Genomic DNA, 26,042 nt, shown 5'->3' with positions numbered 1-26,042 from the left:
TTTGGATGGGCACAACAATACTTCATTCTTGAGCGGTTTCGCAGCCCGGACTATCGGATGACAGACAGATAAATCGTGTTGGCCTCAAGAATTCGCCAGCAAGCCCACACACATTTGAAATGCATTCCCCCTGTGGGAACGGGCTTGCTTGCGAAGAGGCCATCACTGCCACCCTCCTTTACAGATGCAACGCATGTCCAAGAGCTCGCAACGCTGCTTCCTGCACCGCTTCACCCAGTGTCGGATGCGCGTGAATGGTGCCGCCAATGTCTTCCAGTCGTGCGCCCATTTCCAGGCTCTGCGCAAACGCAGTCGACAACTCGGAAACACCGACTCCCACCGCCTGCCAGCCGACAATCACATGATTGTCCCGACGAGCGACCACCCGCACAAAGCCGCTTTTGGACTCCAGAGTCATCGCCCGGCCATTGGCGGCGAACGGGAAGCTGGCCACGATGCAGTCCAGCCCGGCCGTCCTGGCCTCGTCCGGCGTCTGGCCGACCACCACCAGTTCCGGGTCGGTGAAGCAAACGGCTGCGATGGCGGTGGGGTTGAATTCGCGGTGTTTGCCGCTGATCAGTTCGGCGACCATTTCGCCTTGCGCCATGGCGCGGTGAGCCAGCATCGGCTCGCCGCTCAGGTCACCGATGGCGTAGACGTTGCGCATGCTGGTCTGGCAGCGGCTGTCGATCTTGATCGCCGAGCCGTTCATCTGCAGATTCAGCGCTTCGAGGTTCCAGCCCTGAGTGTTGGGTTTGCGACCGACGGCGACCAGCACTTGATCGGTTTCCAGATTCAGGGTGTCGCCGTTCGGATCACGCACCTGCAAAGTGCCGTCGAAACCCAGAACACTGTGCTTGAGATACAGTTTTACGCCCAGTTGCTTCAGCGCTTCGTGCACCGGTTGCGTCAGTTCGGCGTCGTAGGCCGGCAGGATGCGATCCTGCGCTTCGACCACACTGACCTCGGCACCGAGCTTGCGATAAGCAATACCCAACTCCAGACCGATGTAACCGCCACCGACCACCACCAAACGCTTGGGCACTGACTTTGGCGCCAGAGCTTCGGTGGAGGAAATGATCGGACCGCCAATGGGCAGGATCGGCAAGTTAACGCTGGTGGAACCGGTGGCCAGTACCAAGTGTTCGCACTGAATGCGAGTGCCAGCCACTTCGACGGTTTTGCCGTCGATGACGTTGGCCCAGCCTTGGATCACTTGAACCTTGTTCTTTTTCAGCAGGGCGGCGACGCCAGTGGTCAGGCGATCAACAATGCCATCTTTCCACTCGACGCTCTTGTTAATGTCCAGAGTCGGTGCCGGAACGCTGATGCCCAGCGCCGAGTGCTGATGGTGATGCTGAGTCTGATGAAACTGCTCAGCCACATGGATCAGTGCCTTGGACGGAATGCAGCCGATGTTCAGGCAGGTGCCGCCCAGCGATTGGCCCTCCACCAGAATCGTCGCTATACCCAGTTGCCCGGCGCGAATCGCCGTCACATAACCGCCGGGGCCGCCGCCGATGATCAGCAGCGTGGTGTTCAAAGTTTGCATGCGCGCCTTACTCCACAAACAAAGTGGCGGGTTGTTCGAGCAAGCCACGAATGGCCTGGATAAAGAGCGCCGCGTCCATGCCATCGACCACACGGTGATCGAAGGAGCTGGAGAGGTTCATCATCTTGCGGATCACCACCTGGCCTTTGACGACCATTGGCCGCTCGACGATTTTGTTGACGCCGACGATTGCCACTTCCGGCAGGTTCAGCACCGGCGTGCTGACGATGCCACCCAGCGCACCGAGGCTGGTCAGGGTGATGGTCGAACCTGACAGTTCGTCGCGGCTGGCCTTGCCATGGCGTGCAGCGTTGGCCAGGCGCGAAATTTCAGCGGCGCTGTCCCACAGGCTGCGCGCCTCGGCGTGACGCACCACCGGGACCATCAGGCCGACATCGCTTTGCGTGGCGACGCCGACATGCACTGCGCTGAGGCGGGTGATGACCTGGGCTTCGTCATCGTAACGGGCGTTCATCTGCGGGAAGTCGCGCAGGGCAACCACGAGCGCGCGCACCAGAAATGGCAGCAAGGTCAATTTGCCACGGCTGGCGCCATGCTTTGCATTCAAATGCGCGCGCAGTTCTTCGATCGCGGTGACGTCGATTTCTTCGACATAGCTGAAGTGCGCGGCATGCTGAGTGGCGTCCTGCATGCGCTGGGCGATCTTGCGGCGCATGCCGATCACTTGAATCTGCTCTTCGTCGTGACGCTGGGCGTAGGCCGCCGATGCAGGCGCCGAGGCGTTGGATTGACCTTGCGCCAGATAGGCTTCGAGGTCGTCGTGCAAGACGCGGCCGGCCGGGCCAGTGCCGCGTACCAGGCGCAACTGAATACCCAGATCCAGTGCATGTTTACGCACGGCCGGCGAGGCCAGCGGACGTTCATCGGCCTCGCGGGCAACCACCGGGCCTTGGCAGGCAGGGGCCGGGCGCGCTATGGCGGCGGATTTGTTTTCAACGGGAGTTTCGGTTTTCGCAGGTACGGCAACCGCTGCCTCTTTGACGGGTGCAGGGGCTGCGGACTCTTTCAAGTTACCCGCGCCTTCCACTTCAATGCTGATCAGTACACTGCCGACCGCCATCACTTCGCCCGGCTGACCGCCCAGCGCAATGACCTTGCCGTGTACCGGCGACGGGATATCGACCATCGCCTTGTCGGTCATCACATCGGCCAGCACCTGATCTTCAACGACCAGATCGCCCACCTTGACGTGCCATTGCGACAGCTCTACTTCTGCGATGCCTTCGCCGATGTCCGGCATCTTGATAACGTGCGTGCCCATTCAGACCTCCATGACCCGTTTCAGCGCCGCGCCCACTCGGGACGGCCCAGGGAAATACGCCCACTCTTGCGCGTGCGGGTAGGGGGTGTCCCAACCGGTGACGCGTTCGATTGGCGCTTCCAGGTGATGGAAGCAATGCTCTTGCACCAACGACACCAGTTCGGCGCCGAAACCGCAGGTGCGTGTGGCTTCGTGGACCACGACGCAGCGCCCGGTTTTCTTAACCGACTTGACGATGGTGTCCAGGTCCAGCGGCCACAGGCTGCGCAGGTCGATGACTTCGGCGTCGACACCGCTCTCTTCAGCGGCGACTTGCGACACATAAACGGTGGTGCCGTAGGTCAACACGGTCACGTCCTTGCCTGGACGGGTGATCGCGGCGACGTCCAGCGGCACGGTGTAATAGCCGTCCGGAACCTGGGCTTGCGGGTGTTTTGACCACGGCGTTACCGGACGGTCGTGGTGACCGTCGAACGGGCCGTTGTACAGGCGCTTTGGCTCAAGAAAGATCACCGGGTCATCGTTTTCGATGGAGGCGATCAGCAGGCCCTTGGCGTCATACGGGTTGGATGGCATGACGGTGCGCAGGCCGCAGACTTGAGTGAACATCGCCTCGATGCTCTGGCTGTGGGTCTGGCCGCCGTAAATACCGCCACCGCAAGGCATGCGCAGGGTCATGGGTGCGGTGAACTCGCCAGCCGAGCGGTAACGCAGGCGCGCCGCTTCGGAAATGATCTGGTCGGAAGCCGGGTAGACATAGTCGGCAAACTGGATCTCGGCCACCGGGCGCAGGCCGTAAGCGCCCATGCCGACGGCGACGCCGACGATGCCGCTTTCGGAGATCGGCGCGTCGAATACTCGCGAGGTGCCGTACTTGGTTTGCAGGCCTTCGGTGCAACGGAACACGCCACCGAAATAACCGACGTCCTGACCGAACACGACGACATTGTCATCACGCTCAAGCATCACATCCATGGCCGAGCGCAGGGCCTGGATCATGGTCATGGTGGTCGTGGTCATGGCGGTTTCCAACTGAATATTGTTGTTGTGATCGTTCATGTCAGATCCCCAACTGCTGACGCTGGCGCTTCAAGTGCTCCGGCATCTCTTTGTAGACGTCTTCGAACATGGTTGCGGCGCTCGGGATCTGGCCGCCGGCGAGGGTGCCGTACTGTTCGGCCTGTTTCTGTGCGGCAATCACTTCAGCTTCGAGTTCGGCACTGACGGCGGCATGTTCTTCGTCCGACCAGTGGCCGACCTTGATCAAGTGCTGTTTCAGGCGGGCAATCGGGTCGCCCAGCGGGAAATGGCTCCAGTCGTCGGCAGGGCGGTATTTCGACGGATCGTCGGAGGTCGAGTGCGGGCCGGCGCGGTAGGTGACCCACTCGATCATGGTCGGGCCAAGGTTACGGCGGGCACGTTCGGCAGCCCAGGCGGAAGCGGCGTAGACCGCGTAGAAGTCGTTGCCGTCAACCCGCAGTGAGGCGATGCCGCAACCGACGCCGCGTCCGGCGAAGGTGGTGGCTTCACCGCCGGCGATGGCCTGGAAGGTCGAGATCGCCCACTGGTTATTGACCACGTTGAGGATTACCGGCGCGCGGTAAACGTGAGCGAAGGTGAGGGCGGTGTGGAAATCCGATTCGGCGGTGGCGCCGTCGCCGATCCACGCCGAGGCGATTTTGGTGTCGCCCTTGATTGCCGAAGCCATGCCCCAGCCCACGGCCTGAATGAACTGGGTCGCGAGGTTGCCGGAGATGGTGAAGAACCCGGCGTCTTTCACCGAGTACATGATCGGCAACTGACGGCCCTTGAGCGGATCGCGCTCGTTGGACAGCAGTTGGCAGATCAAGTCGACCAGCGGTACCTCGCGGGCCATCAGGATGCTTTGCTGGCGGTAGGTCGGGAAGCACATGTCGTCGATGTTCAGCGCCAGGGCCTGAGCGCTGCCGATGGCTTCTTCGCCCAGGCTCTGCATGTAGAAGGACATCTTTTTCTGACGCTGGGCGACGACCATCCGGTTGTCGTAGATCCGCGTCTTGAGCATGGCGCGCATGCCCTTGCGGAGAATCTCCACCGGCACGTTTTCAGCCCAGGGGCCCAGAGCGTTGCCTTGATCGTCGAGCACGCGAATCAGGCCACGGGCCAGGTCGGCGGTGTCGGCGGGTTCTACGTTGATGGGAGGTTTGCGCACCGTACCGGCATCGGTCAGATGCAGGTAGGAAAAGTCGGTTTTGCAGCCTGGGCGGCCCGAAGGTTCAGGGACGTGCAGACGCAGCGGTTCATACGCTTGGGTCATGGCTTCTACGCTCGATCTTGTGAATTTCTTGTAGTGAGCTGGCAGTCATTCTTCGGTAAAAGAAATCTTGTCCTACAACAATCATAGGCCCGGCCAAGAAGAATATTTATCTCTGTTTCATTGCGCCTCAGATCATTTGCAGATAAAAATTCTGCATAAACATAAAAAACAGGTGGTTTTGTCTCATGCGCAAACTGGACCGTACCGACATCGGCATTCTCAACAGCCTTCAGGAGAATGCGCGCATCACCAACGCCGACCTCGCTCGCTCGGTGAATTTGTCGCCCACCCCGTGCTTCAACCGGGTCAAAGCAATGGAAGAGTTGGGGCTGATTCGTGAGCAGGTCACTTTGCTGGACGCCGATCTGCTGGGCCTGCACGTCAATGTGTTCATTCATGTCAGCCTGGAAAAGCAGGTCGAGGAAGCATTGCAGCATTTTGAAGAGGCGATTTCCGATCGCCCCGAAGTGATGGAGTGCTATCTGATGGCCGGCGACCCGGATTACCTGATCAGGGTCCTGGTGCCGACCATTCAGTCGCTGGAGCGGTTCATGATGGACTTTCTGACCAAGGTGCCGGGCGTGGCGAACATCCGGTCGAGCTTTGCGCTGAAGCAGGTGCGCTACAAAACCGCGTTGCCATTGCCGGCGAACGGTTTGACCTTGGGCAATTGAGCGTCATGTACCGTCAGATGTCCTCGTAGCGGTAATCGAGCTCTTCGGTGAACAGCGTCTGCTGCACGGTGTAGGTTTGCATCCAGGGCGCAGGCTCGTTGGCAGGGTGAAACACCAGTATTGATCCACTCATTTCATCCGATGGAAAGGAAGGAATGTTGGGGTGTTGGTGCTTCCAGCGCTCCCAGAGCAGGTCGAGGTAGCAGTGGTGCAGGAAAAAGATCGGGTCGTTGGGCGAGGAGGCTTCGGCCATGCTGCCACCGATCCAGGCGTGCACCGGATTGTGAAGCTCGCGTTCAGCGGAGTTTTCCCAGCCTGCTTGATCGGTGGCTTGCCAATAGGGCGTTCTGTTCAAGGCTGAAATAACCGCTTCGGCAGAGGGCAAGGTCTCTTGTGCTCCGAGGTTGCGGCGGACGCCCGGATTGCCGGTGCCTTCGTCCCAAACGGCGACGTTGAATTGAGAATGCTCGCTGGAAAATGGGCCGCTTGTTACGCGCTGATCTTGTGTGTTGTCACCGTTCCCGCCCATGAAGCTTGAGGTGAAGGGATTGTCTGGCCCTGTGATTTGCCAGTTCCAATAAGGCAGTGTTATGCCTGGGTTGTTGGCGGCAACCTGCAAGGCCAGTTCAAACTGGCGGATCAGAACTCGGTGCCAAGGGAAGAACAAGGGGCTGCGATGGGGGTTGGGCGTCAGGGGGTTGCCTCGCCCCATCGAGTTTTTGTGGATTTGTACAAAGTCATCGTAGCGACTTTGTTGTCCGGGCCGCAGGACGCTGTCGACATTGTTTTTTAGTAACAGAACCGCATCGATGAAGGCGTTTTTTTGCGCCTTTGTCATGTCGCGGTGGTTTTGACGAATATCCATGTTGTAAAGACTCCATTGAATGTATACCCAATGAAGTCTGGCCGTCGGCGGGATTTTTTCCAGTTCATCTCTATCGCCAGAGAGTGTAGGAAAGTCTTTTATTTCAGATAGTTAAGAGAGTATTCTCTACAAGAGATTCAGTGGGATCTTGAGGTAGACCGCGCCATTGTCCTCTGGCGCCGGAAAATTCCCCGCACGCACATTCACCTGGATCGCCGGCAGCAGTAGCGTCGGCATGCCCAACCCGGCATCGCGTTTTGTGCGCATGTCTACAAACGCCGCTTCATCAATGCCGTCATGCACATGGATGTTGCTTTTGCGCTGTTCGCCGACGGTGGTCTGGCAGCGTGCCGGGCGACTTTCAGGCGGGTAATCGTGGCAAACGTAAAGCTTCACACTCGCCGGGAAGGCCAAAAGTTTGTGGATCGAGTTGAACAACTGATGAGCATTGCCGCCGGGGAAGTCGCAGCGCGCAGTGCCGACGTCAGGCATGAACAACGTGTCGCCGACCAGAATCTGTTCGCCGTCGATCAGGTAAGCCATATCCGCCGGGGTGTGACCGGGGACATGCAGGGCGGTGGCCTTGAGGTTGCCGATCATGAACGACTCGTTCGCGGCGAACAGGTGATCGAACTGTGAGCCATCAACGCAGAACTCAGGCTCCAGATTGAACAGCGCCTTGAACACGTTCTGCACTTTGCTGATCGATTCGCCAATGGCGATCTTCCCGCCCAGCTCGCGACGCAGATACGGTGCGGCGGACAGGTGATCGGCATGGGCGTGGGTTTCCAGCAGCCATTGCACCTGCAGGTTGTGTGCGCGGACGAAGGCGATGATTTTGTCGGCCTGAGCGGTACAGGTGCGCCCGGCGGCGCCGTCGTAATCGAGCACCGGGTCGACGATCGCGCATTGCCCGCCATCCGCCTCGTACACCACGTAGGTGTAGGTGCAGGAGGTGGGGTCGAGGAAAGCTTCAATCAGCGCGGGCATGGGCATGAACCTGTGCAGAGAACGAGAAAAGTCAGGTGGCGAAAAGTCGCTTGCAACACTTTATGTAAAAACATAATGTTCGCAGCTTAAGTGACGTTGAGGGCTTCCTGCAAATGCAATCCAGTTTGAGCGAATGTGAAGTTGCGCAATTGCGCGCCTCGGCCTCCAAGGCCTGCGCCTTGCTCAAGGCCCTGGCCAACGAGGACCGCTTGTTGATCCTGTGCCAACTGACTCAGGGCGAGCGCAACGTCGGCGAACTGGAAAAAATGACCGGCGTGCGTCAGCCGACCCTGTCCCAGCAACTCGGCATTCTGCGTGATGAAGGTTTGGTCGCGACGCGCCGCGAAGGCAAATACATTTTTTACGGCCTGGCCAGCCCGGAAGTCATCCAGGTGATGAAAACCCTCTCCGGTTTGTATTGCGGGGCGGTAGTCAAAAGCTGGGGCCACTCATAAATGTCAGCCAGCAAACAAACCCGATTCGGGAGCGGACTTGCGTCAAGGCGACACCCTTCTTGCGTGCAGTAAAAGGAACAAGCAATGAACGATCAACACGGGGGCCCATCCATCAGTGCAGATATCGTGGTCATCGGCGGCGGTACGGCCGGCATCGCTTTCGTTGCCAGTCTGCTCAAGCGCGATCGGCACTTGAAAGTCACTGTGATCGAACCGAGCGCCCAGCACTACTACCAACCGGCGTGGACGCTGGTCGGCGCTGGCGCCTACGACGTGAAAGACACCGTAAGACCGATGACCAAGGTGCTACCGCGTCAAGTCACCTGGGTGCAGGCAGCGGTGACCAACGTCGATCCGGACACTCGCCAACTCACCCTCAACGATCAACGTATCGTCAATTATCAAAACCTTGTCGTCTGCCCCGGCCTGCGTCTGGCCTGGGAAAAAATCGAAGGCTTGCAGCAAAGCCTTGGTCAGCACGGCGTGACCTCCAACTACAGCTATCAGCACGCGCAATACACCTGGGACCAGGTGCAGAAATTGCGCGGTGGCAAAGCGCTGTTCACACAACCGGCGATGCCGATCAAATGCGCCGGTGCGCCGCAAAAGGCGCTGTACCTGTCCTGCGATCACTGGCGTAAAACCGGCGTGCTGAACAACGTCAATGTCGAGTTCAATCTTGCCGGCGCCGCATTGTTCGGCGTGGCGACGTTCGTGCCGCCGCTGATGAAGTACATCGACAAGTACAACGCCCGACTGGCCTTCAACGCCAATCTGGTCAAGGTCGACGGCCCGGCGAAAACGGCATGGTTCGAGATCAAGGACGCTGACGGCAACGTCACCCGCGAGGCAAAAACCTTCGATTTGCTGCACGTCGTACCGCCGCAGGTCTCCCCGGATTTCATCGCACAAAGTGCGTTGGCCGACGCTGCCGGCTGGTGTGAAGTCAATCAGCACAGCCTGCAGCACCCGCGTTATCCCGAGGTGTTCGCACTGGGTGATATCTGCGGCACAACCAATGCGAAAACCGCGGCGGCGGTGCGCAAGCAAGTCGTGGTGGTGGCGCAAAATCTGTTGGCCCAACGCAAGCAACAGCCGCTGCCGCTGAAATACGACGGTTATGGCTCATGCCCACTGACGGTGGAGAAGGGCAAGGTGATCCTCGCCGAGTTCGGTTATGCCGGGAAGTTGCTGCCGACCTTTCCCCTTGACCCGACGGTGCCGCGTCGTTCGGCGTGGTTACTCAAGGCAACGTTGCTGCCGTGGTTCTACTGGCACGGCATGCTCAAGGGGCGCGAGTGGCTGACTTCCCTGTCCAAAGTTGACTGAGGACTCCTTATGTTGCTGGCAAGTCTGTTTGGTGTGCTGATGGGGTTGGTTCTTGGGCTGACGGGGGCGGGCGGCGGGATTCTCGCGGTGCCGGCGCTGGTGCTCGGGCTCGGCTGGACGATGACCCAGGCAGCGCCGGTGGCGTTGTTTGCGGTCGGCAGTGCGGCGGCGGTCGGCGCCATCGACGGCTTGCGCCATGGCCTGGTGCGTTATCGTGCGGCGCTGCTGATTGCGGCGCTGGGTGCGGTGTTTTCGCCGCTGGGGATCTACTTCGCGCATCAATTGTCGGAAAAGATCCTGATGATTCTGTTCAGCCTGCTGATGGTCATGGTGGCCTGGCGCATGCTGCGCCGTGAGCGTCAGCAGCAGGGCCCCAGCGATCATGGCCACGCCAGTTGGGGCCAGAAGAATTGCATGCTCAATGAACAAACCGGCCGATTGGACTGGACGGCCAAATGCACCGCCACGCTTGCGGCGCTGGGCGCGATTACCGGTGTGGTGTCCGGATTGCTCGGTGTGGGCGGCGGCTTCCTGATCGTGCCGGCATTCAAGCAACTGACCGACGTGCAGATGCGCGCGATTGTCGCAACGTCGTTGATGGTGATCAGTCTGATTTCCGCCATCGGTGTGATCGGCGCGTTTCACGCCGGCGTTCGCATCGACAGTCAGGGCGTCGCGTTTATCGTCGCCAGCATTGTTGGCATGATCATCGGCCGCAAGCTCAGCGCGCGGGTGCCGGCGCGGGCGTTGCAGGTGGGGTTTGCCAGTGTGTGTGTGGTGGTGGCGGTTTATATGTTGCTGCGGGCTTGAGTTGAACCTTGTGGCGAGGGGCGCAAGCTCCCTCACCACAGCGACGGTTTACAGCACCAGATGCGGCAACCACAGCGAAATCGCCGGAACATACGTCACCAGCAACAACACCAGAAACAGCACCGCATAAAACGGCATAAGCGCTTTCACGGTGCTCTCGATACTCACCTTGCCCACCGCCGAACCGACAAACAGCACCGCGCCCACCGGCGGCGTTATCAGCCCGATCCCCAGATTGACCAGCATGATCATGCCGAACTGCACCGGGTCAACGCCAATGCCCAGAATCACCGGCATCAGGATCGGCGTCAGGATCAGGATCAGCGGCGCCATGTCCATCACCGTGCCCAGCAACAACAGCATGGCGTTTATGCACATCAGGATCACGTAGCGGTTGTCCGACAGCGTCAGGAACATCGTGGTGATCTTTGCCGGGATCTGCATCAGGGTCATGATGTAACCGAAGCTGGCGGCAAAGCCGATCAGGATCATCACGATCGAAATGGTCCGCACGGTGCGGTGCATCAGTTTCGGCAGTTCGCTCCATTTGTAGTCGCGATAGATGAACATCGTCACGAAGAATGACCACAGCACGGCGATGGCCGCCGACTCGGTGGCGGTAAAAATCCCCGAGAGAATCCCGCCCAGGATGATCACCATCGCCATCATGCCCCACATCGCCTCGCCGCAGATTTTCAAGGCCTCGCGCAGCGGTATGACTTCACCTTTGGGGTAGTTGCGTTTTTTCGCGAAGATCAAGCACAGCGCCATCAGGCACGCGCTCATCATCAGGCCGGGCACGACACCGGCCATGAACAGCGAGCCGATAGACACGGTGCCGCCAGCCGCCAGGGAATAAAGCACCGAGTTATGGCTGGGCGGCGTCAGCAACGCCTGCACCGAACCACTGACGGTGACCGCCGTGGAGAACTCGCGCGGATAGCCTTTGCGCTCCATTTCCGGGATAAGCACCGAACCGACCGAAGCGGTATCGGCCACCGAGGAGCCGGAGATCGCGCCAAAAAACGTCGAGGCCATGATGTTGACCAGCGACAGGCCGCCGCGCACGAATCCCACCAGCACCCCGGCGAACGCCACCAGCCGCCGTGACATGCCACCTTCGGCCATGATCGCGCCAGCGAGGACGAAGAACGGGATCGCCAGCAGCGAAAACTTGTTCACCCCACCAGCCACCTGAATCATCAGGGCCTGGAACGGGATATCGATCCACCACGCGCCGATCAATGCCGACAGCCCGAGGGCGTAGGCCACTGGCATGCCGATTAGGATCAAGACAATAAAACTGCCCAACAGAATCAACGCGTCCATCAGGCAGCCCCTTCGTTTTCTTCAACCAGATCGAACCGCACCACGCGGCGGTTGCTCTGGTCACCCAGAAACAATTTTTCCAGCACGAAAATCATGGTCAGCGCGCCACCGATCGGGATGGGCATGTAGGTGATGCCCACGCGCAAAGTGGGCAGGGCGCTCATGAACTGGTTCCAGGTCGACAGGCACAGTTTGGTGCCCCAAATGGTCATGAACAGGCAAATGGTGGCCATCAGCAATTGCGACACGATGCCCATGCCTTTGCGCAGTGGCGCAGGCATGCGGTCGGTCAGCATGGCCACGGCCATGTGTGCGCCAGCGCGATAACTGGCGGCGGCACCGATGAAGGTAAAGACCATCATCAGCAGGATTGAAGTCGGCTCCGGCCAGCTCGAACCGGTACCGAGAACGTAACGGGCAAACACCCCCCAAGGGATGATCAGGGAAATCGTCAGCACCGACAGACCGGCGACCCATATGCAGGCCATGTAGATCCGGTCGTTGATGCCCAGCAGCAGATTCTTCATCGGGTTCCACCGTAACCGGGCAGGCGCGGACATCCATCGAGGTCTGCGCTGCCGGGCCTTTCGTTGAGGGCAGGGAGGGTTACTGAACGGCTTCGATACGCTTGATCAGATCGGCGTAAGGCGCGCCGTATTTCTCGCGGATCGAAGCGGTGGCCTCGTAGAAGGGTTTCTTGTCGACGGTAATGAACTCGACACCGGCAGCCTTGAGTTTTTCTTCACTGCTCACCGTCTTGGCGTCCCACAACGTGCGCTCCTGGGCTTGCGCGGCCTTGGCCGCTTTTTTCACCAGGGCCTGTTGATCCGGGGTGAGTTTGTTCCAGGTGGTTTTCGACATCACGATCGGCTCGGGCAGGATCAAGTGCCCGGTCAGGCTGTAGAACTTGGCGTTCTGATAGTGGTTGTGTTCAAGCATGGTCGGCGGGTTGTTTTCTGCGCCGTCGATTACCCCGGTTTGCAAGGCACTGAAGATTTCCCCGGTGTCCATCGCAATGCCATTGCCGCCCATGGCGTTGATGGTTTCGATGAACATGGGGTTGCCCTGCACACGAATCTTCATGCCCTTGAGGTCTTCCAGTTTGCGCACGGGTTTTTTGGTGTAGAGGTTACGGGTGCCGCCGTCCATCCAGGCCAGGGCGACCAGGTTGAATTCGGAATTGGTGATTTTGTCGAGAATCTCGTCGCCGATTTCACCGTCGATGATCTTGCGCATGTGCGCCTGGTCGCGGAACACGAACGGCATGTTGAACACGTTCACGTCCGGCACCACCGGGCCGACGATGCCGAGGCTGACGCGGGCCATCTGGATCGCACCGACTTGCGCCTGTTCGACCACTTCTTTTTCCGAGCCGAGCACGCCACCGGCGAACATCTTGAAGGTCAGTTTGCCGCCGCTCTCGGCGACCAGGGTTTTGCCCAGTTGCTCTTCGGCGACCACGGTCGGGTATCCGGCCGGGTGGACATCGGCGAACTTGATTTCCAGTGCCTGAACGGCGCTGCTGAGGGTGAACGCAAGGGGAAGTGCGGCGACGAGCAAGGTGCGTTTGAAGTCCATGAGGGTGTCTCCAGTCTTGTTATTTTTGTGGTCAAGGCGAAGCGGTGCAGCAGAGGCGCGTTACAGCAAATTGTCGAAAACCGGTTCCGGCAAGCCTTTGACGCCGGCGTTCAAAGCGAACAAGCCCCCGGCCAGAGACTGCGGGTCGTGATCGTCGCCGGGGCGGATCGAGGCGACAAACAAGGTGTCCATCCGGCTACCGCCGAAGGCGCACATGGTCGGTTTTTTCACCGGCACGGGCAGTGAGTAATCGAGTCGCCCGTCGGGGGTGAAACGATGAACGAGTCCGGCGTCGTTGCCGCAGATCCAGTAGCAACCGTCGGCGTCAACGGCGGCGCCATCAGGGCGACCGCTGTAGTGATTCATGTCGACAAACACACGACGATTCGACGGCGTGCCGCTGGCGGTGTCGTAGTCAAATGCCCAGATCAGTTGCACGTTGGGGTGTGAGTCGGACAGGTACATCGTCTTGCCGTCCGGGCTGAAGCCCAGGCCGTTGGGCACGATAAAGCCATCGAGTTGCGCTTCGATCAGCCCGCACTGGCCGGCGCCGTAGCGATATAGCCGGCCTTCGGGGGCGTTCAAACCCATGTTCAGCACCATGCTGCCCGCCCAAAAACGGCCCTGACGGTCGCAGCGACCATCGTTGAGGCGCATGTCTCCACGGCTGTGTTCGACTTGGGCGAGTAATTCGCTGTCGAGGCTGCCATCGCTATGCGGGTGCAAGTGAAAGAAACCGCTCTCCATGCCCGCCACCCAGCCGCCACGGCTGTGACGGGCGATGCAGGCGAGCATTTCGGGGGCTTTCCACGCGTGGACATGCCCGGTGTCAGCGCTCCAGCGTTGCAGCCCGCCATTGGGAATATCCACCCAGTAAAGAGCGTTTTCCTGCGCGACCCAGACCGGGCTTTCGCCGACCGCGTTGCGGGCGTCGACGATCAATTGGGCTTGCATACTCATTCTTTTTTGTCCCTGGCAGAGTCATCAGTCACCGAACGGGCCGGCCGCGACGAAAGCGCCACCCTGATAGATCCGCGCCGGGTCATCGGCCGCCGGCATCGGCTGCGCTTCGACCTTGTCGCGGAACACTTCGGAGCTGTCCCGGGCTTCGAAACCCAAGTGGCTGGCCAAGTGGTTGTCCCACCAGACGTCCTTGTTATCGGACATGCCGTACACCACGGTGTGGCCGACGTTCGGGGCATACAGCGAGTGTTCGAGCAGTTGGGTGAGGTCGTCGAAGCTCAACCAGGTGTGCATCATTCGACGGTTCTGTGGCTCGGGGAACGAAGATCCGATGCGGATGCTGACCGTTTCGATGCCGTAGCGATCGAAATAGAAACTGGCCATGTCTTCGCCGTAGGACTTGGACAATCCGTAATAGCCGTCGGGGCGGCGCGCGGAAGCGGCGTCGAGGCGCTCGTCCTGCTGATAGAAACCGATGACGTGGTTGGAACTGGCGAAGATCACGCGTTTCACGCCATGGCGACGTGCCGCTTCATAGATGTGGTAGACGCCGCAGATGTTGGCGCCGAGGATCTCTTCGAACGAGCGCTCGACGGAAACACCGCCGAAATGCAGGATCGCGTCCACGCCTTCGACCAGTTGATGAACCGCCTGTTTGTCGGCCAGATCGCAGAGCACGACTTCTTCGTGATCATCAGCGGCCGGGGGTAGATCGGCGATGTCCGACAGCCGCAGGACATGGGCGTACGGGCGCAGGCGTTCACGCAAAACTTTGCCCAGACCACCCGCGGCGCCGGTCAGCAGCAGACGGTTGAAGGGGGCACGGGAATCAGAATCAGACGTCATGGCAATCCCTGAACACATTGTTATTAGGTTTGTTGTAGGTTGTCGTATGACTGCGCTAAAGTATCGGTAGGGTTTCCCGGTCTTGTCAACGCGACTTTTGGTGTAAATGACGCAAGGGCCAAATCAAAAAACTGCCTCGTCATGCCAACCCCTGTGTGAGCGAGCAAGCTTGCTCCCACAGGGGGGATGCGGCTTCAGGGGTTTACAGCAACGAAATCGGATAGTTGATAAAAATCCGGTTCTCATCGAACTCGTTGTTGCTGAAGTCCCGGCGAATCGTCGCGTTGCGCCATTTCACGTTGAGATTTTTCAGCGGCCCGCTCTGTACGGTGTAGGCCAGTTCGGACTCGCGACCCCATTCCTTGCCGTCGGTAATGGTCCCGGTGTGCACGTTATCGCCGCTGATGTAGCGGTTCATCAGGGTCAGACCGGGGATGCCGAGGGCGGCGAAGTTGTAGTCGTGGCGAAGCTGCCAGGAGCGTTCCTTGGCGTTGTCGTAGCTGGCGTTGTAACTGTCGTTGGCCAGGGTGCCGCCGCTGGTACCGTTGACCCGCATCCAGCCGTTATCGCCACTGAGCTTTTGCAGGCCGACATAGAAAGTGTTGCCACCGTATTTGGCCGAGAGCAGGGCGAATGCGGTTTTGTTGTCCAGATCGCCCGCCAGTGCGCTGCCATTCTCCTTGCCGTTGAAGAAGCCGAGATTGGCGCCCAGGGTCCAGTCGCCCATGGGCTGGCTGTGACTGAGGTTGAAGTACTGCTGCTGATAAATGTCGCTGAGTTCGGCGTACCACACGCCGACCAGCGTGCGCTTGTCATTGAAGGTGTATTCGCCACCGCCGAAGTTGAAACGGTCTGAGGTGAACGCACCTTTGCCGTTCATCGACATGTCTTCCATGCTCGCATCGTTACGCGGGCTATTGGCGCGGAACTGGCCGCCGTAGAGGCTCAGGCCATTGATTTCGGTGGAGGTGATCTGGCCCCCGCGGAAGGTCTGCGGCAGGGAACGGCCATCGTCGGAGCGCAGGATCGGCAGCACCGGCATCCACTCGCCGACCTTCAGTTCGGTCTTCGATACCTTGGCTTTGAGCGCTACACCCAGGCGACCGAAATTGTCCGCCGGACGTCCATCATCGTGGATCGGCAACAATTGCGTACCGCCGGTGCCTTTGCCGCCATCGAGCTTCTGCGAATACAGCCCCAGCACGTCCAGGCCGAAACCGACGGTGCCTTGAGTGAAGCCGGATTTGGCGTCGAGGATGAAACTTTGCGTCCACTCCTCAGCCTTGCCCTGTGCGTTGTTGGGGTTGGTGAAGTTGCGGTTGAAGTAGGCGTTGCGCAGGTTCAGCGTGGCTTTGGCATCATCGACGAAGCCTTCGGCGCTGGCGCTTAGCGGAGCCAACAAGACGAGGCTGCTGCAGCCAATCAGGCTCAGGGGAGAGCGGATGAAAGTCGTGCGGGAATGACGAACGGATTTGCGGACGAAAGTGCTCACTATGACGCTCCCTTGTTTCTTGTTTTTATTTATGTTGTGCGTTGTCGTACAACATAGGGGGCGATATTTGCGGAGCTTCAGGGGAATGTCAACAGGAAGTTATACGATGACCATCAAAGCGCAAGCAGCCCTGATCATGGCGTGGGCAGGGCTGTTTCGGCGCAATCAATGGTTGTAGAGCGCTTCGCTGTTATCTATCAGCGGATTTTTCTCGGTCAGCACGATCTGCGCAATTTGATCCTTGCGCATGAAGCTGACTTTCGGATGAGACTGCGCGTAACGGATGAACCGCTCCATGGCTTCGACCATCGCGGGAGTGCCGCCAATCCGGTCGTGCAAACTCACCGACATCATCCGTCGCTTGTTGGCGCCCAGTTCATGCCCGCGCTGGGCTATTGCCTTGGCCAGTTCCGGGTGCTTGAGCGCCGCTTCGCCGACCACATGGGAGGTGACTTTGATTGCGGTGCGATCCCACAGGTCGAGCATGCGCCACAGGCCTTCCTTGTAGCCATAATCAAACCAGGTCTGCGCCGGAAGGTCGGGGTAGCCCTTGGGCAGCGGGCTACCTGAGAACGGGCTTTCGGCGCCCTCGGGCTGGCCGCCGGTTTCGAATTGCATCGACACCGAGATCACCAGTTGCGAACCGTCCGGCCACGGGCGTTCCTGAGCAAAGGTGAGGGGGGGATTAGCAGGGCGGCTGCCAGAAGGCTTTTCAGCAAGCCGTGTGAGCGTTGTGGGTGGGGCGTGCTCATAACGGGCACCTTGCAGATTGAGAAGGGTTGCAAGGATGGCAGTCGCCCGACGCGGGAAAAATCCGCTGTCGGCGAGAGGACCTTTAAACAAATTCTACGAATCCGGCTTCACATGATTTCTGCGTAAGCGTCAGCCTGCTCCTTCACGGGACATGGGTTTGCCGGACGATTTACGGCACATTCAAGCCAAATCAGCACAAGGCCTTTCAATGGATTGATGCGCCCTGGGATGTCGGTGGTGGTGAGTATTGATACGGCGGCGGGCGACACGCAGCCTCATTGATCAACACAACGCCTACAAAGGCTTTGCGGTGGTGTTCAGGCCGCAATCATCGGCGGCAGGGTGCCGAGTAGCGAGACGGCGGCAACTGCCCCGATCCCCAGCAACCATTCGATCATCACACTGCGTCTGAGCGCGCCGATCCGCTGTTCGCAATCCTCGCTTCGCGAGCGATTGAACAACGCCAACCCCAGCATTCCCAGCACCAGCAATGCCTTGATCAACAGAATCAGGGCGAACCCGCTGAACAATGGTGTTGGCCACCACTGGCCGGTCAGCACGCGAACGTTGATCAACCCGGTGATCAACAGGCCTGCAACCAGCGCATAGCCGACACCACTGAAGCGCCGCAGGATCTGGCCCATGGGTTCGCTTGGCGCGCGCAGCAGCATCACCAGCAACAACAGCCCGCCGAGCCACGCTGCCACACAAATCAAATGCAGGGCCTGATTGAGGATCAGCAGTTGTCCGCTCAGACCCTCCAGCATCGCGCCGTGACCGACCGGCGCCAGTGTCACCGCCAGCAGCGCGCTCAGCCCCAGCCGCAAGGGTGTGCTTGAACGCCAGGGTGTAAACAGCAACGCCAGCAGTGCTGCGTTGAGCAGCAAATGCCAGCGCCAGACTTGACCAAAAAATGTTTTGCCAAACACCAGCGCAAGCGTGTCCGGATCGAATGCCGCCGCCGTTGAACCGGCCATACTCGCGGTGATCAGCAACGCCCAGGCCACCCCGCTGAGCAGCGCAACGGTCGCCAGCCAACGGGCCAGTCGCGCGGTACGAAGGTCTAGCACCCGCGCTTCGCCCTTGAGCAGCAACGGTCTGAACAACCAGACCCCGAACAACATCAACACCACGCTCAAATGCAGGAACCGGCACAGCACCAGCGCTTCACTCATGAATTACTGACCAACCTTGAACTGATAGGCGCCTTCGCTCTTGTGCGTGTCGACCGACACCGCGTGCCATTCGACTTTGTACTCACCGCCAGTCAGCGGTGCAGCAGGGGTGACGATCAGGGTTTTCTTGTCTTTGTCCTGGGTGGTCAGCGCTTTGACCGCGACCGGCACGCCATCCTTGGTCAGCGTGACTTTGGTGAAACTGGCTTCCACACCCTCGGAGAACGTCAGGCGCAGATCCGCAGGTGCGGCGACGGTGCTGTCGGCAGCCGGGGTCTGGCTTTTCAGGTGGGCGTGGGCCCATACCGAAGAGGCGGCGAACAGCGAGGCGAGCAGGGCCGTGGTGGTCAGAACGTTCTTGAACAGCATCGCAGGTACCTCTGGGGCAGGATCGAATAAGGGGGCAGTTTAGCCATGCGACTGCGTCTATACGAAGTTTTGTTTTCAGCGGTCGCCCCAGTGGCAGAGCGGGTGCTAGTCTTGGGCAAGGTTGTTGTCAGGGAGCCCACATGGGCAATCACAAGATCGAGATTCGTCGCAGTAACGTCGAAAAAATTCTCCTGGCGGCGGAAAAGGTTTTCGCCGAAAAAGGTTTCGGTGGCACCGCCATGGCCGACATCGCCGCCGAAGTGCAACTGCCGCGCTCCAACCTGCATTACTACTTCTCAACCAAGAGTGAGTTGTACAGCGCCGTGCTGTTCGACCTGCTGGAAGTGTGGAAGCAGGATGCGTTGTGCTTCGAGATGTTCGACGATCCGCGTGTGGTGCTCAGCAGCTATATCCGCGCCAAGATGAACCACTCGCGCAGCCGGCCGTACGGTTCAAAAGTCTGGGCCAACGAAATCATCCACGGCGCGCCGACGCTGGGCGAAGCGCTGGACGCCAGCCTGTACGACTGGGCGAAGATGAAGGAAGCGAAGATTCGGCAGTGGGTCGATGACAAGCGGATTTTGCCGGTGGAACCGTCGAGCCTGCTGTACATGATCTGGGCTTCGACCCAGCACTACGCCGACTTCGACCATCAGGTGAATATCTTGAATGATCACCAGCCACTGTCGGACATGCAGTTCGAGCGGGCGGTGCAGACGGTGACCAGTGTGATCTTGCGCGGGATCGGGTTGGAGCCTTGAGACGTGGGGCGCGGCGGCCAGCCTCTTCGTAAGCAACCCCGCTCCCACAGGAAAATACATTCCAACTGTGGGAGCGGGCTTGCTCGCGAAGGCGTCAGGTCAGACGCCTCAAGCCTCAAGCCGAAACGTGATACGGATTTCTCGGATCATGATTCCAGTCCAGAAACGGCTTGCCCGTCTCCATCGGTACCATCTCGATGCAATCAGCCACCGGACAGGTGATCTGACACAGATTGCAGCCCACACACTCGTCATCGATCACTTCGTATTTATGCGTCCCGTCGGCCTGCTTCAGGCTGCTGATCGCCTGATGTGAGGTGTCCTCGCAAGCAATGTGGCAACGCCCACAACCAATGCACGCCTCCTGATCAATTTTCGCGATGACCTGATAGTTGATATCCAGGTACTTCCAGTCGGTGGTATTGCCCACCGCACGCCCGGAAAACTCGGCGATGTTGGCGTAACCCTGACTGTCCATCCACCGCGACAAGCCGTCTTTCATCTCCTCGACAATCCGGAAGCCATGCAACATGGCCGCCGTACACACCTGTACCGCGCCGCTGCCCAGCGCCATGAATTCCGCCGCATCGCGCCAACTTCCGATGCCGCCAATCCCGCAGATCGGCAGGCCTTGGGTCTGCGGATCGCGGGCGATTTCCGCGACCATGTTCAGCGCAATCGGCTTGACCGCCGAGCCGCAGTAACCACCGTGGGTGCTTTTGCTGCCGACGGTGGGCAGGGCGACCATGTGTTCCAGATCGACGCTGGTGATCGAATTGATGGTGTTGATCAGCGACACCGCATCGGCACCACCGCGATGGGCGGCGCGGGCGGCGACGCGGATGTCGGTGATGTTCGGGGTCAGTTTGACGATCACCGGCAGCGAGCTATACGTCTTGCACCAGCGGGTGACCTGCTCGACATATTCCGGCACCTGACCGACTGCCGCACCCATGCCACGCTCGGGCATGCCGTGAGGGCAGCCGAAATTCAGTTCGATGCCATCGGCGCCTGTGGCTTCCACCAGCGGCAGGATGTGTTTCCACGACTCCTCCACGCACGGCACCATCAACGACACGATCAGTGCGCGATCCGGCCAGTCCTTTTTCACCTGAGTGATTTCGCGCAGGTTGATTTCCAGCGAGCGGTCGGTGATCAGTTCGATGTTGTTGATGCCCAGCACTTCGCGGTTGTTGCCGTAATGGGCTGAGTACCGTGACGACACGTTGACCGCCGCCGGGTCTTCTCCCAGGGTCTTCCAGACCACGCCGCCCCAGCCCGCCTCGAAGGCACGCACCACGTTGTAGGCCTTGTCGGTCGGCGGCGCGGAGGCCAGCCAGAAGGGGTTGGGGGCTTTGATGCCGGCGAAGACAATCGAGAGATCGGCCATTTACGCAGCCTCCACATTGAGCATCAGTTGAGCGTTGATGGCCTCGGCGGCCCGTTTGCCGTGCTGCACGGCTTGCACGGTCAGATCCTGGTCGAGGCTGGTGCAGTCGCCACCGGCATACACGCCGGGAATGCTGGTGCGCAGATTGGCGTCGACCTGGATTCGTTCGCCCTGACGCTTGAGTTCGCGAGCCAGCGGGTCGGTGAGGGCGCTGCTGTCGAAGGCCTGGCCGATGGCTTTGAAGATCGCATCGGCGGCCAGTTCGAAGGTTTCGCCCGTGGTTTGCAGGCGACCGTCGACCAGATCGGTGCGGGCAAAACGCATACCGCACACGCGGCCCTGATCGTCGAGCAAGACTTCTTCCGGCTGTGCCCAGGTCAGCAGGCGTACCTGATTGGCTTTGGCGATGTCCTGTTCGTGACCGGTCGCGCCCATGTCCGCCGCGCCACGGCGATACACCAGATTGACGTCTCGGGCACCGAGGCGGGCCATTTGCACGGCCATGTCGATGGCGGTGTTGCCAGCGCCGAGGACGATGCAGCGCTGCGCCAATGGCAGTTGCGTGAGGTCATCGGCCTGGCGCAGTTCGCGGATGTAATCGGTGGCGGCGAGCAGCCCTGGCGCCTCTTCGTGGGCCAGACCGAGTTGTTTGCTGGCATTGAGGCCCAGGGCAAGGAACACCGCATCGAACTGTTGGTGCAGTTCGCTCAGAGCCAGGTTGTCGCCGAGTTTCTGCCCGTGACGGATTTCGATGCCGCCGATCTGCAGGAGGAAATCCAGCTCCTTTTGCGCGTAATCGTCGACCAGTTTGTACTTGGCGATCCCGTACTCATTGAGGCCGCCGGCCTTCTCCCGCGCTTCGAAAATCACCACGTCATGGCCGTGCATCGCGCTGCGGTGCGCGCAGGACAACCCGGCCGGGCCGGCACCGACCACGGCAATCCGTTTGCCGGTGGTGGCAGCGCGCTGGAACGGGTGTTCGCTGAAGTGTGCGTTGTCCACGGCGTAGCGCTGCAACAGGCCGATCAGCACCGGCGCGCATTCCTGGGCGTTGTTGCGAACGCAGGCTTGCTGGCAAAGGATCTCGGTCGGACAAACCCGCGCACAACTGCCGCCGAGGATGTTCGCCGAGAGGATTTTCTGCGCCGCGCCGGGCACGTTGTCCTGATGGATATTGCGGATGAACGACGGGATGTCGATCTCGCTCGGGCACGCATTGACGCAGGGCGCGTCGTAGCAATACAGGCAGCGCGACGCTTCCAGATGCGCCTGCCGGGCATTGAGCGGCGGCGCCAGATCGGTGAAGTGGCCGGCGAGGGCGGCTGCGCTTTCGTGCGGATGCGGTAGATGGTTCAGGGTCTCGATCACGGTTTTTTGCCTCACGGTTATTGAGGTGCTCTGCCTCTGATGGGCAGTGGTTTTTGTAGTGTCCGGGCGGGCCCCTTCGCGAGCAGGCCGCTCCCACATTTGGAATGCGTTCCCCTGTGGGACCAGGCTTGCTTGCGAAGGCCGAAGGCCTGGTTCTCAGCGTTTCACCGCAGTGGGCTTGTGCATCTGTGCCCGTTTACTCAGCAAATCAAACACCGCCGGATACGCCGGTCGTTCGATATACCGTCCGGCACCACGCTCGGCGCGCAGGTCGCCATCGGCCCAGACCACTTTGCCCTGGCTGACGGTATGGCTCGGCACACCGCGCACGGTCTTGCCTTCGAAGATGTTGAAGTCCACCTGCTGATGGTGGGTTTTGGCGGAGATGGTGCGGGTGCCCTGCGGATCCCACAGCACCAGGTCGGCATCGGCACCGACGCGAATCGCGCCTTTGCGCGGGTAGAGATTGAAGATTTTTGCGGTGTTGGTGGAGGTGAGGGCGACGAAGTCCTGCATCGACAAGCGCCCGCTGTTCACGCCTTCATCCCAAAGCACGGCCATGCGGTCTTCGATGCCGGCGGTGCCATTGGGAATCTTGCTGAAGTCGTCGCGCCCGGCGGCTTTTTGCTCGGCACAAAAGCAGCAGTGATCGGTGGCGGTGGTGTGCAGGTTGCCGTTTTGCAAGCCGTGCCACAGCGCCTCTTGGTGACCCCGCGGACGGAACGGCGGACTCATCACGTAACCGGCGGCGGTTTGCCAGTCCGGGTGTTGGTAGACGCTGTCATCCAGAAGTAAATGCCCGGCGAGCACTTCGCCGTACACCGGTTGACCCTTGCTGCGGGCGTAGGTGATTTCGTCGAGGGCTTCTTTGGTCGAAACGTGGACCAGATACAGCGGCGTGCCAAGGGTTTCGGCGATACGAATGGCGCGACTTGCTGCTTCACCTTCGACCTGCGAAGGACGCGACAGAGGATGCGCTTCCGGCCCGGTAATGCCCTGCGCCATCAACTTGCGTTGCAGGTGATAAACCAGTTCGCCGTTTTCCGCGTGGACGGTCGGCACCGCCCCCAGTTCCAGGCAACGTTCGAAACTCGCCACCAAGGTATCGTCGGCGGCCATGATCGCGTTTTTGTAAGCCATGAAATGCTTGAAGCTGTTGACCCCGTGATGGCTGACCAGTTCGGCCATTTCCTCACGCACCTGCTCGCTCCACCAGGTGATTGCAACGTGAAAGCCGTAGTCCGAGGCGGATTTTTCCGCCCAGCCGCGCCATTGATCAAACGCCTCCATCAGCGACTGCTGCGGGTTGGGAATCACGAAGTCGATGATTGACGTGGTGCCACCGGCCAGACCGGCCGCCGTGCCACTGAAGAAGTCTTCACTGGCCACGGTGCCCATGAAGGGCAGTTGCATATGGGTGTGCGGATCGATGCCGCCGGGCATCAGGTATTGGCCGCTGCCGTCGAGCACTTCGGCACCGGCGGGAACATCAAGGTTTTCACCCATGGCTTTGATCACGCCATCAGCGCAATAGACGTCGGCACGGTAACTTTCATCGTGGGTAACAACGGTGGCGCCACGGATCAACAGAGACATTCCGAGTTCCTCGCAGGCATGACCGACTTGTGTCGGTTCTAGATGTTTTATTGAGGTACAGCGTTGATCGGTGTATTCCTGTCATCGCTGTCAGGAATAGAAACTAGTCGCAGTTTTGCAATAGTTCAAGATAATTTTTTATAAGCTTATTGTTGGAATAAGACATTGATAAATAAGGATAAAAAACAAAAATCACCAAAATGGTGAGGCCTCTCACCATTTTGACGCACTTGACAGGATGGAAATATGGTCAAGATTTCTTATGTGAAATCAGCCGCTTGAAGTTGAGCTGCGGTTGATCGCTCATGAATAAAAAAATGCAGTGCACCAGATTGAGTCCTGACCATTCGGACAACTTGCCAAGTGTTTAGCCTGAGCGCTCAGACAAGTTTTACCGGATACCTCGGGTGAATAATTAAAACTGATGAATATCAGAAAGTTGCACCACGTTTGAAGCTCGGCGCGAGGGGCAGGCGGAGTACCCGGCACGTTTATTGATGCCGCCGCTGACACCATGGCCGGTGCATGAAAGTTGTCAGTTCCTCCGGCCATCGTCCGGCTTGTGCGTTCATACGTCAGCCGCCTGATGAGCAAAAAATAATCAGAAGAACAGTGGAGCGGCCATGCAACAGAACAGATCGCAAGTGACCGAGCGCGACGGCTTGTTTGAACTCGAAGCCGGCAGCGACGTCCTCGACAGTCCCCGTTACAACCACGACATGGCACCGACCAAGGTGCACGAACGAACCTGGAACAAATGGCATATCACCGCGTTGTGGGTCGGCATGTCGATCTGCGTGCCGACCTACACCCTGGGCGGCGTGCTCACCGCGTATTTCGGCCTGTCGGTGGGCGAAGCGTTGGTGGCGATTCTGTTTGCCAACCTCATTGTGCTCATCCCCCTGACCCTTAATGCCTTCCCCGGTACCAAGTACGGCATACCGTTTCCGGTGTTGCTGCGCTCATCCTTCGGCATCCTTGGGTCCAACGTGCCGTGTCTGATTCGCGCCTTGGTGGCCTGTGGCTGGTTCGGTATTCAGACAATGTTTGGCGGGTTGGCCATTCACCTGTTTCTCGGTTCGGTGTTCGACGGTTGGAAATCGCTCGGTGGAACCGGGGAGGTGATCGGCTTCATGATCTTCTGGGCGTTGAACCTGTGGGTGGTGATCCGCGGTGCCGAGTCGATCAAGTGGCTGGAAACCTTGTCTGCGCCGTTGCTGGTCGCGGTCGGCATCGGCTTGCTGGTGTGGGCGATGCCCAATGTATCGATGACCGAGCTGATGGCGATCCCGGCCAAGCGTCCAGAAGGGGCAAGCGTGGTCAGCTACTTCGCTGCCGGACTGACCGCCATGGTCGGGTTCTGGGCCACGCTGTCGTTGAACATTCCTGACTTTAGCCGTTACGCCAAGAGCCAGAAGGATCAGATCCTCGGGCAGATCATCGGTCTGCCGTTGACCATGTTTCTGTTCGCCGCCCTCGGTGTGGTGATGACCGCCGCGTCGGTCAAACTGGTCGGCGTCACGGTCTCCGATCCGGTCACGTTGATTGGCCATATCCAGAGCCCGGTGTGGGTGGCAGTGGCGATGGCGCTGATCATCGTCGCCACGCTCTCGACCAACACCGCCGCCAACATTGTTTCGCCAACCAACGATTTTCAGAACATTGCCCCCAAGGTGATCAACCGCACCAAAGCCGTGTTGCTGACGGGCGTTGTCGGCCTCGCGCTGATGGCCCATGAACTGCTGAAAAAACTCGGCTGGATTGTTTCCGATGTCAGCCTGGAGTCTGTGTATTCCAACTGGCTGCTGGGTTATTCGAGCCTGCTTGGGCCGATTGCCGGGATCATGGTGGTGGATTATTTCCTGATCAGGAAACAACGACTGGATCTGGCCGGGCTGTACCGCGACGACGTCTATCCGGCGTGGAACTGGGCCGGTTTTGTTGCGTTTGGCGTACCGGTGGTGTTGACCGTGATGTCGCTGGGCAGCGATGCGTTCAGCTGGTTCTACAGCTATGGCTGGTTCACCGGCTCGGCGCTGGGCGGGATTATTTATTACGGGTTGTGCGTGATGCGTGCGCAGCCCTCTGCCGTTAAAACAGCGGTGTAGCGGATGGCCTGTTCGCGATAGCGGTCTACCCGACACCACAGCAATATCCATAAGAAAAGCA

Annotated in this window: 23 protein-coding genes and 1 pseudogene; 6 read left to right on the top strand and 18 right to left on the bottom strand. The window is 59.5% G+C overall.

What is annotated here, in order from left to right; translation table 11 throughout:
• Positions 1-178 precede the first annotated feature (178 nt).
• Genes lpdA through ACIOWA_RS08710 form a run of 4 tightly spaced genes read right to left on the bottom strand, consistent with a single transcriptional unit; the run spans position 179 to position 5,130 of the window.
• Complete coding sequence (gene lpdA, locus ACIOWA_RS08725) at positions 179-1,552, bottom strand: dihydrolipoyl dehydrogenase (RefSeq protein ID WP_339434182.1); 1,374 nt, start codon at positions 1,550-1,552, stop codon at positions 179-181.
• A gap of 7 nt (positions 1,553-1,559) precedes the next feature.
• Positions 1,560-2,834, bottom strand: a complete 1,275-nt coding sequence (locus tag ACIOWA_RS08720) for a dihydrolipoamide acetyltransferase family protein (protein ID WP_401159300.1) — start codon at positions 2,832-2,834, stop codon at positions 1,560-1,562.
• Entirely contained in the window at positions 2,835-3,893 is a 1,059-nt protein-coding gene (locus ACIOWA_RS08715) for an alpha-ketoacid dehydrogenase subunit beta (RefSeq protein ID WP_064390582.1), read from the bottom strand.
• Position 3,894: 1 nt separating this feature from the next.
• Entirely contained in the window at positions 3,895-5,130 is a 1,236-nt protein-coding gene (locus ACIOWA_RS08710) for a 3-methyl-2-oxobutanoate dehydrogenase (2-methylpropanoyl-transferring) subunit alpha (protein ID WP_339434180.1), read from the bottom strand.
• Between the two features lie 185 nt (positions 5,131-5,315).
• Here ACIOWA_RS08710 and bkdR point away from each other — a divergent pair, with 185 nt between their 5' ends.
• Positions 5,316-5,804 (top strand): Bkd operon transcriptional regulator BkdR, encoded by a 489-nt coding sequence (gene bkdR, locus ACIOWA_RS08705; RefSeq protein WP_007915088.1) that lies wholly within the window; start codon positions 5,316-5,318, stop codon positions 5,802-5,804.
• Between the two features lie 13 nt (positions 5,805-5,817).
• Here bkdR and ACIOWA_RS08700 read toward each other — a convergent pair whose 3' ends face one another.
• Positions 5,818-6,669: a tyrosinase family protein gene (locus tag ACIOWA_RS08700; protein ID WP_339434179.1), complete on the bottom strand. Its 852-nt coding sequence runs from the start codon at positions 6,667-6,669 to the stop codon at positions 5,818-5,820.
• Between the two features lie 126 nt (positions 6,670-6,795).
• Positions 6,796-7,659 (bottom strand): MBL fold metallo-hydrolase, encoded by an 864-nt coding sequence (locus tag ACIOWA_RS08695; protein WP_339494249.1) that lies wholly within the window; start codon positions 7,657-7,659, stop codon positions 6,796-6,798.
• Positions 7,660-7,772: 113 nt separating this feature from the next.
• On the opposite strand from ACIOWA_RS08695, the gene ACIOWA_RS08690 reads away from it, so the two are divergent.
• The 3 genes from ACIOWA_RS08690 to ACIOWA_RS08680 all read left to right on the top strand — a co-directional run bounded on the left by ACIOWA_RS08690 (position 7,773) and on the right by ACIOWA_RS08680 (position 10,253).
• Positions 7,773-8,114, top strand: a complete 342-nt coding sequence (locus ACIOWA_RS08690; protein WP_221733609.1) for a helix-turn-helix transcriptional regulator — start codon at positions 7,773-7,775, stop codon at positions 8,112-8,114.
• 84 nt (positions 8,115-8,198) lie between these two features.
• Positions 8,199-9,443: an FAD/NAD(P)-binding oxidoreductase gene (locus ACIOWA_RS08685; RefSeq protein WP_339494247.1), complete on the top strand. Its 1,245-nt coding sequence runs from the start codon at positions 8,199-8,201 to the stop codon at positions 9,441-9,443.
• A gap of 9 nt (positions 9,444-9,452) precedes the next feature.
• Positions 9,453-10,253 carry a sulfite exporter TauE/SafE family protein gene (locus tag ACIOWA_RS08680; protein WP_339434176.1) on the top strand — a complete coding sequence of 267 codons (801 nt, stop codon included), beginning with the start codon at positions 9,453-9,455 and terminating at the stop codon, positions 10,251-10,253.
• A gap of 48 nt (positions 10,254-10,301) precedes the next feature.
• On the opposite strand, the gene ACIOWA_RS08675 is transcribed toward ACIOWA_RS08680, so the two are convergent.
• The 9 genes and pseudogenes from ACIOWA_RS08675 to copC all read right to left on the bottom strand — a co-directional run bounded on the left by ACIOWA_RS08675 (position 10,302) and on the right by copC (position 18,758).
• Entirely contained in the window at positions 10,302-11,582 is a 1,281-nt protein-coding gene (locus ACIOWA_RS08675; RefSeq protein ID WP_221733606.1) for a TRAP transporter large permease, read from the bottom strand.
• Positions 11,582-12,109: a TRAP transporter small permease gene (locus ACIOWA_RS08670; RefSeq protein ID WP_339434175.1), complete on the bottom strand. Its 528-nt coding sequence runs from the start codon at positions 12,107-12,109 to the stop codon at positions 11,582-11,584. The genes ACIOWA_RS08675 and ACIOWA_RS08670 overlap by 1 nt, the downstream gene beginning before the upstream one ends.
• Positions 12,110-12,188: 79 nt before the next feature.
• Positions 12,189-13,160 carry a TRAP transporter substrate-binding protein gene (locus ACIOWA_RS08665; RefSeq protein WP_401159296.1) on the bottom strand — a complete coding sequence of 324 codons (972 nt, stop codon included), beginning with the start codon at positions 13,158-13,160 and terminating at the stop codon, positions 12,189-12,191.
• Between the two features lie 60 nt (positions 13,161-13,220).
• Positions 13,221-14,114 carry an SMP-30/gluconolactonase/LRE family protein gene (locus ACIOWA_RS08660; RefSeq protein ID WP_401159318.1) on the bottom strand — a complete coding sequence of 298 codons (894 nt, stop codon included), beginning with the start codon at positions 14,112-14,114 and terminating at the stop codon, positions 13,221-13,223.
• A 30-nt stretch (positions 14,115-14,144) separates the two neighbouring features.
• A complete protein-coding gene (locus ACIOWA_RS08655) occupies positions 14,145-14,969 on the bottom strand; it encodes an NAD(P)-dependent oxidoreductase (RefSeq protein ID WP_339434173.1) in 825 nt (274 codons plus the stop codon).
• A gap of 202 nt (positions 14,970-15,171) precedes the next feature.
• Entirely contained in the window at positions 15,172-16,461 is a 1,290-nt protein-coding gene (locus ACIOWA_RS08650) for an OprD family porin (protein ID WP_401159294.1), read from the bottom strand.
• Between the two features lie 165 nt (positions 16,462-16,626).
• Positions 16,627-17,213: pseudogene (locus tag ACIOWA_RS08645) on the bottom strand (polysaccharide deacetylase family protein).
• Positions 17,214-17,531: 318 nt separating this feature from the next.
• Entirely contained in the window at positions 17,532-18,389 is an 858-nt protein-coding gene (copD, locus tag ACIOWA_RS08640) for a copper homeostasis membrane protein CopD (RefSeq protein ID WP_339434172.1), read from the bottom strand.
• Between the two features lie 3 nt (positions 18,390-18,392).
• Positions 18,393-18,758 carry a copper homeostasis periplasmic binding protein CopC gene (gene copC, locus ACIOWA_RS08635; protein ID WP_339434171.1) on the bottom strand — a complete coding sequence of 122 codons (366 nt, stop codon included), beginning with the start codon at positions 18,756-18,758 and terminating at the stop codon, positions 18,393-18,395.
• Between the two features lie 140 nt (positions 18,759-18,898).
• On the opposite strand from copC, the gene ACIOWA_RS08630 reads away from it, so the two are divergent.
• Complete coding sequence (locus ACIOWA_RS08630) at positions 18,899-19,519, top strand: TetR/AcrR family transcriptional regulator (RefSeq protein ID WP_339434170.1); 621 nt, start codon at positions 18,899-18,901, stop codon at positions 19,517-19,519.
• Between the two features lie 115 nt (positions 19,520-19,634).
• On the opposite strand, the gene preA is transcribed toward ACIOWA_RS08630, so the two are convergent.
• The 3 genes from preA to hydA form a co-directional block, all read right to left on the bottom strand.
• Complete coding sequence (gene preA, locus ACIOWA_RS08625; RefSeq protein ID WP_339432749.1) at positions 19,635-20,909, bottom strand: NAD-dependent dihydropyrimidine dehydrogenase subunit PreA; 1,275 nt, start codon at positions 20,907-20,909, stop codon at positions 19,635-19,637.
• The gene (locus tag ACIOWA_RS08620) at positions 20,910-22,277 is read right to left on the bottom strand and encodes an NAD(P)-dependent oxidoreductase (RefSeq protein WP_401159291.1); all 1,368 of its coding nucleotides are present in this window, start codon (positions 22,275-22,277) and stop codon (positions 20,910-20,912) included.
• 156 nt (positions 22,278-22,433) lie between these two features.
• Entirely contained in the window at positions 22,434-23,873 is a 1,440-nt protein-coding gene (gene hydA / locus ACIOWA_RS08615) for a dihydropyrimidinase (RefSeq protein WP_339432747.1), read from the bottom strand.
• A gap of 623 nt (positions 23,874-24,496) precedes the next feature.
• Here hydA and ACIOWA_RS08610 point away from each other — a divergent pair.
• Positions 24,497-25,981: an NCS1 family nucleobase:cation symporter-1 gene (locus tag ACIOWA_RS08610; RefSeq protein WP_339507867.1), complete on the top strand. Its 1,485-nt coding sequence runs from the start codon at positions 24,497-24,499 to the stop codon at positions 25,979-25,981.
• Positions 25,982-26,042: the final 61 nt, after the last annotated feature.

Origin of the sequence: Pseudomonas sp. NPDC087614 (assembly GCF_044743485.1) — a bacterium.
Classification (GTDB): Bacteria; Pseudomonadota; Gammaproteobacteria; order Pseudomonadales; family Pseudomonadaceae; genus Aquipseudomonas; species Aquipseudomonas baetica_A.
Note: the sequence above shows the minus strand (reverse complement) of the source record. Positions and strands in the feature narration are given on the sequence as shown.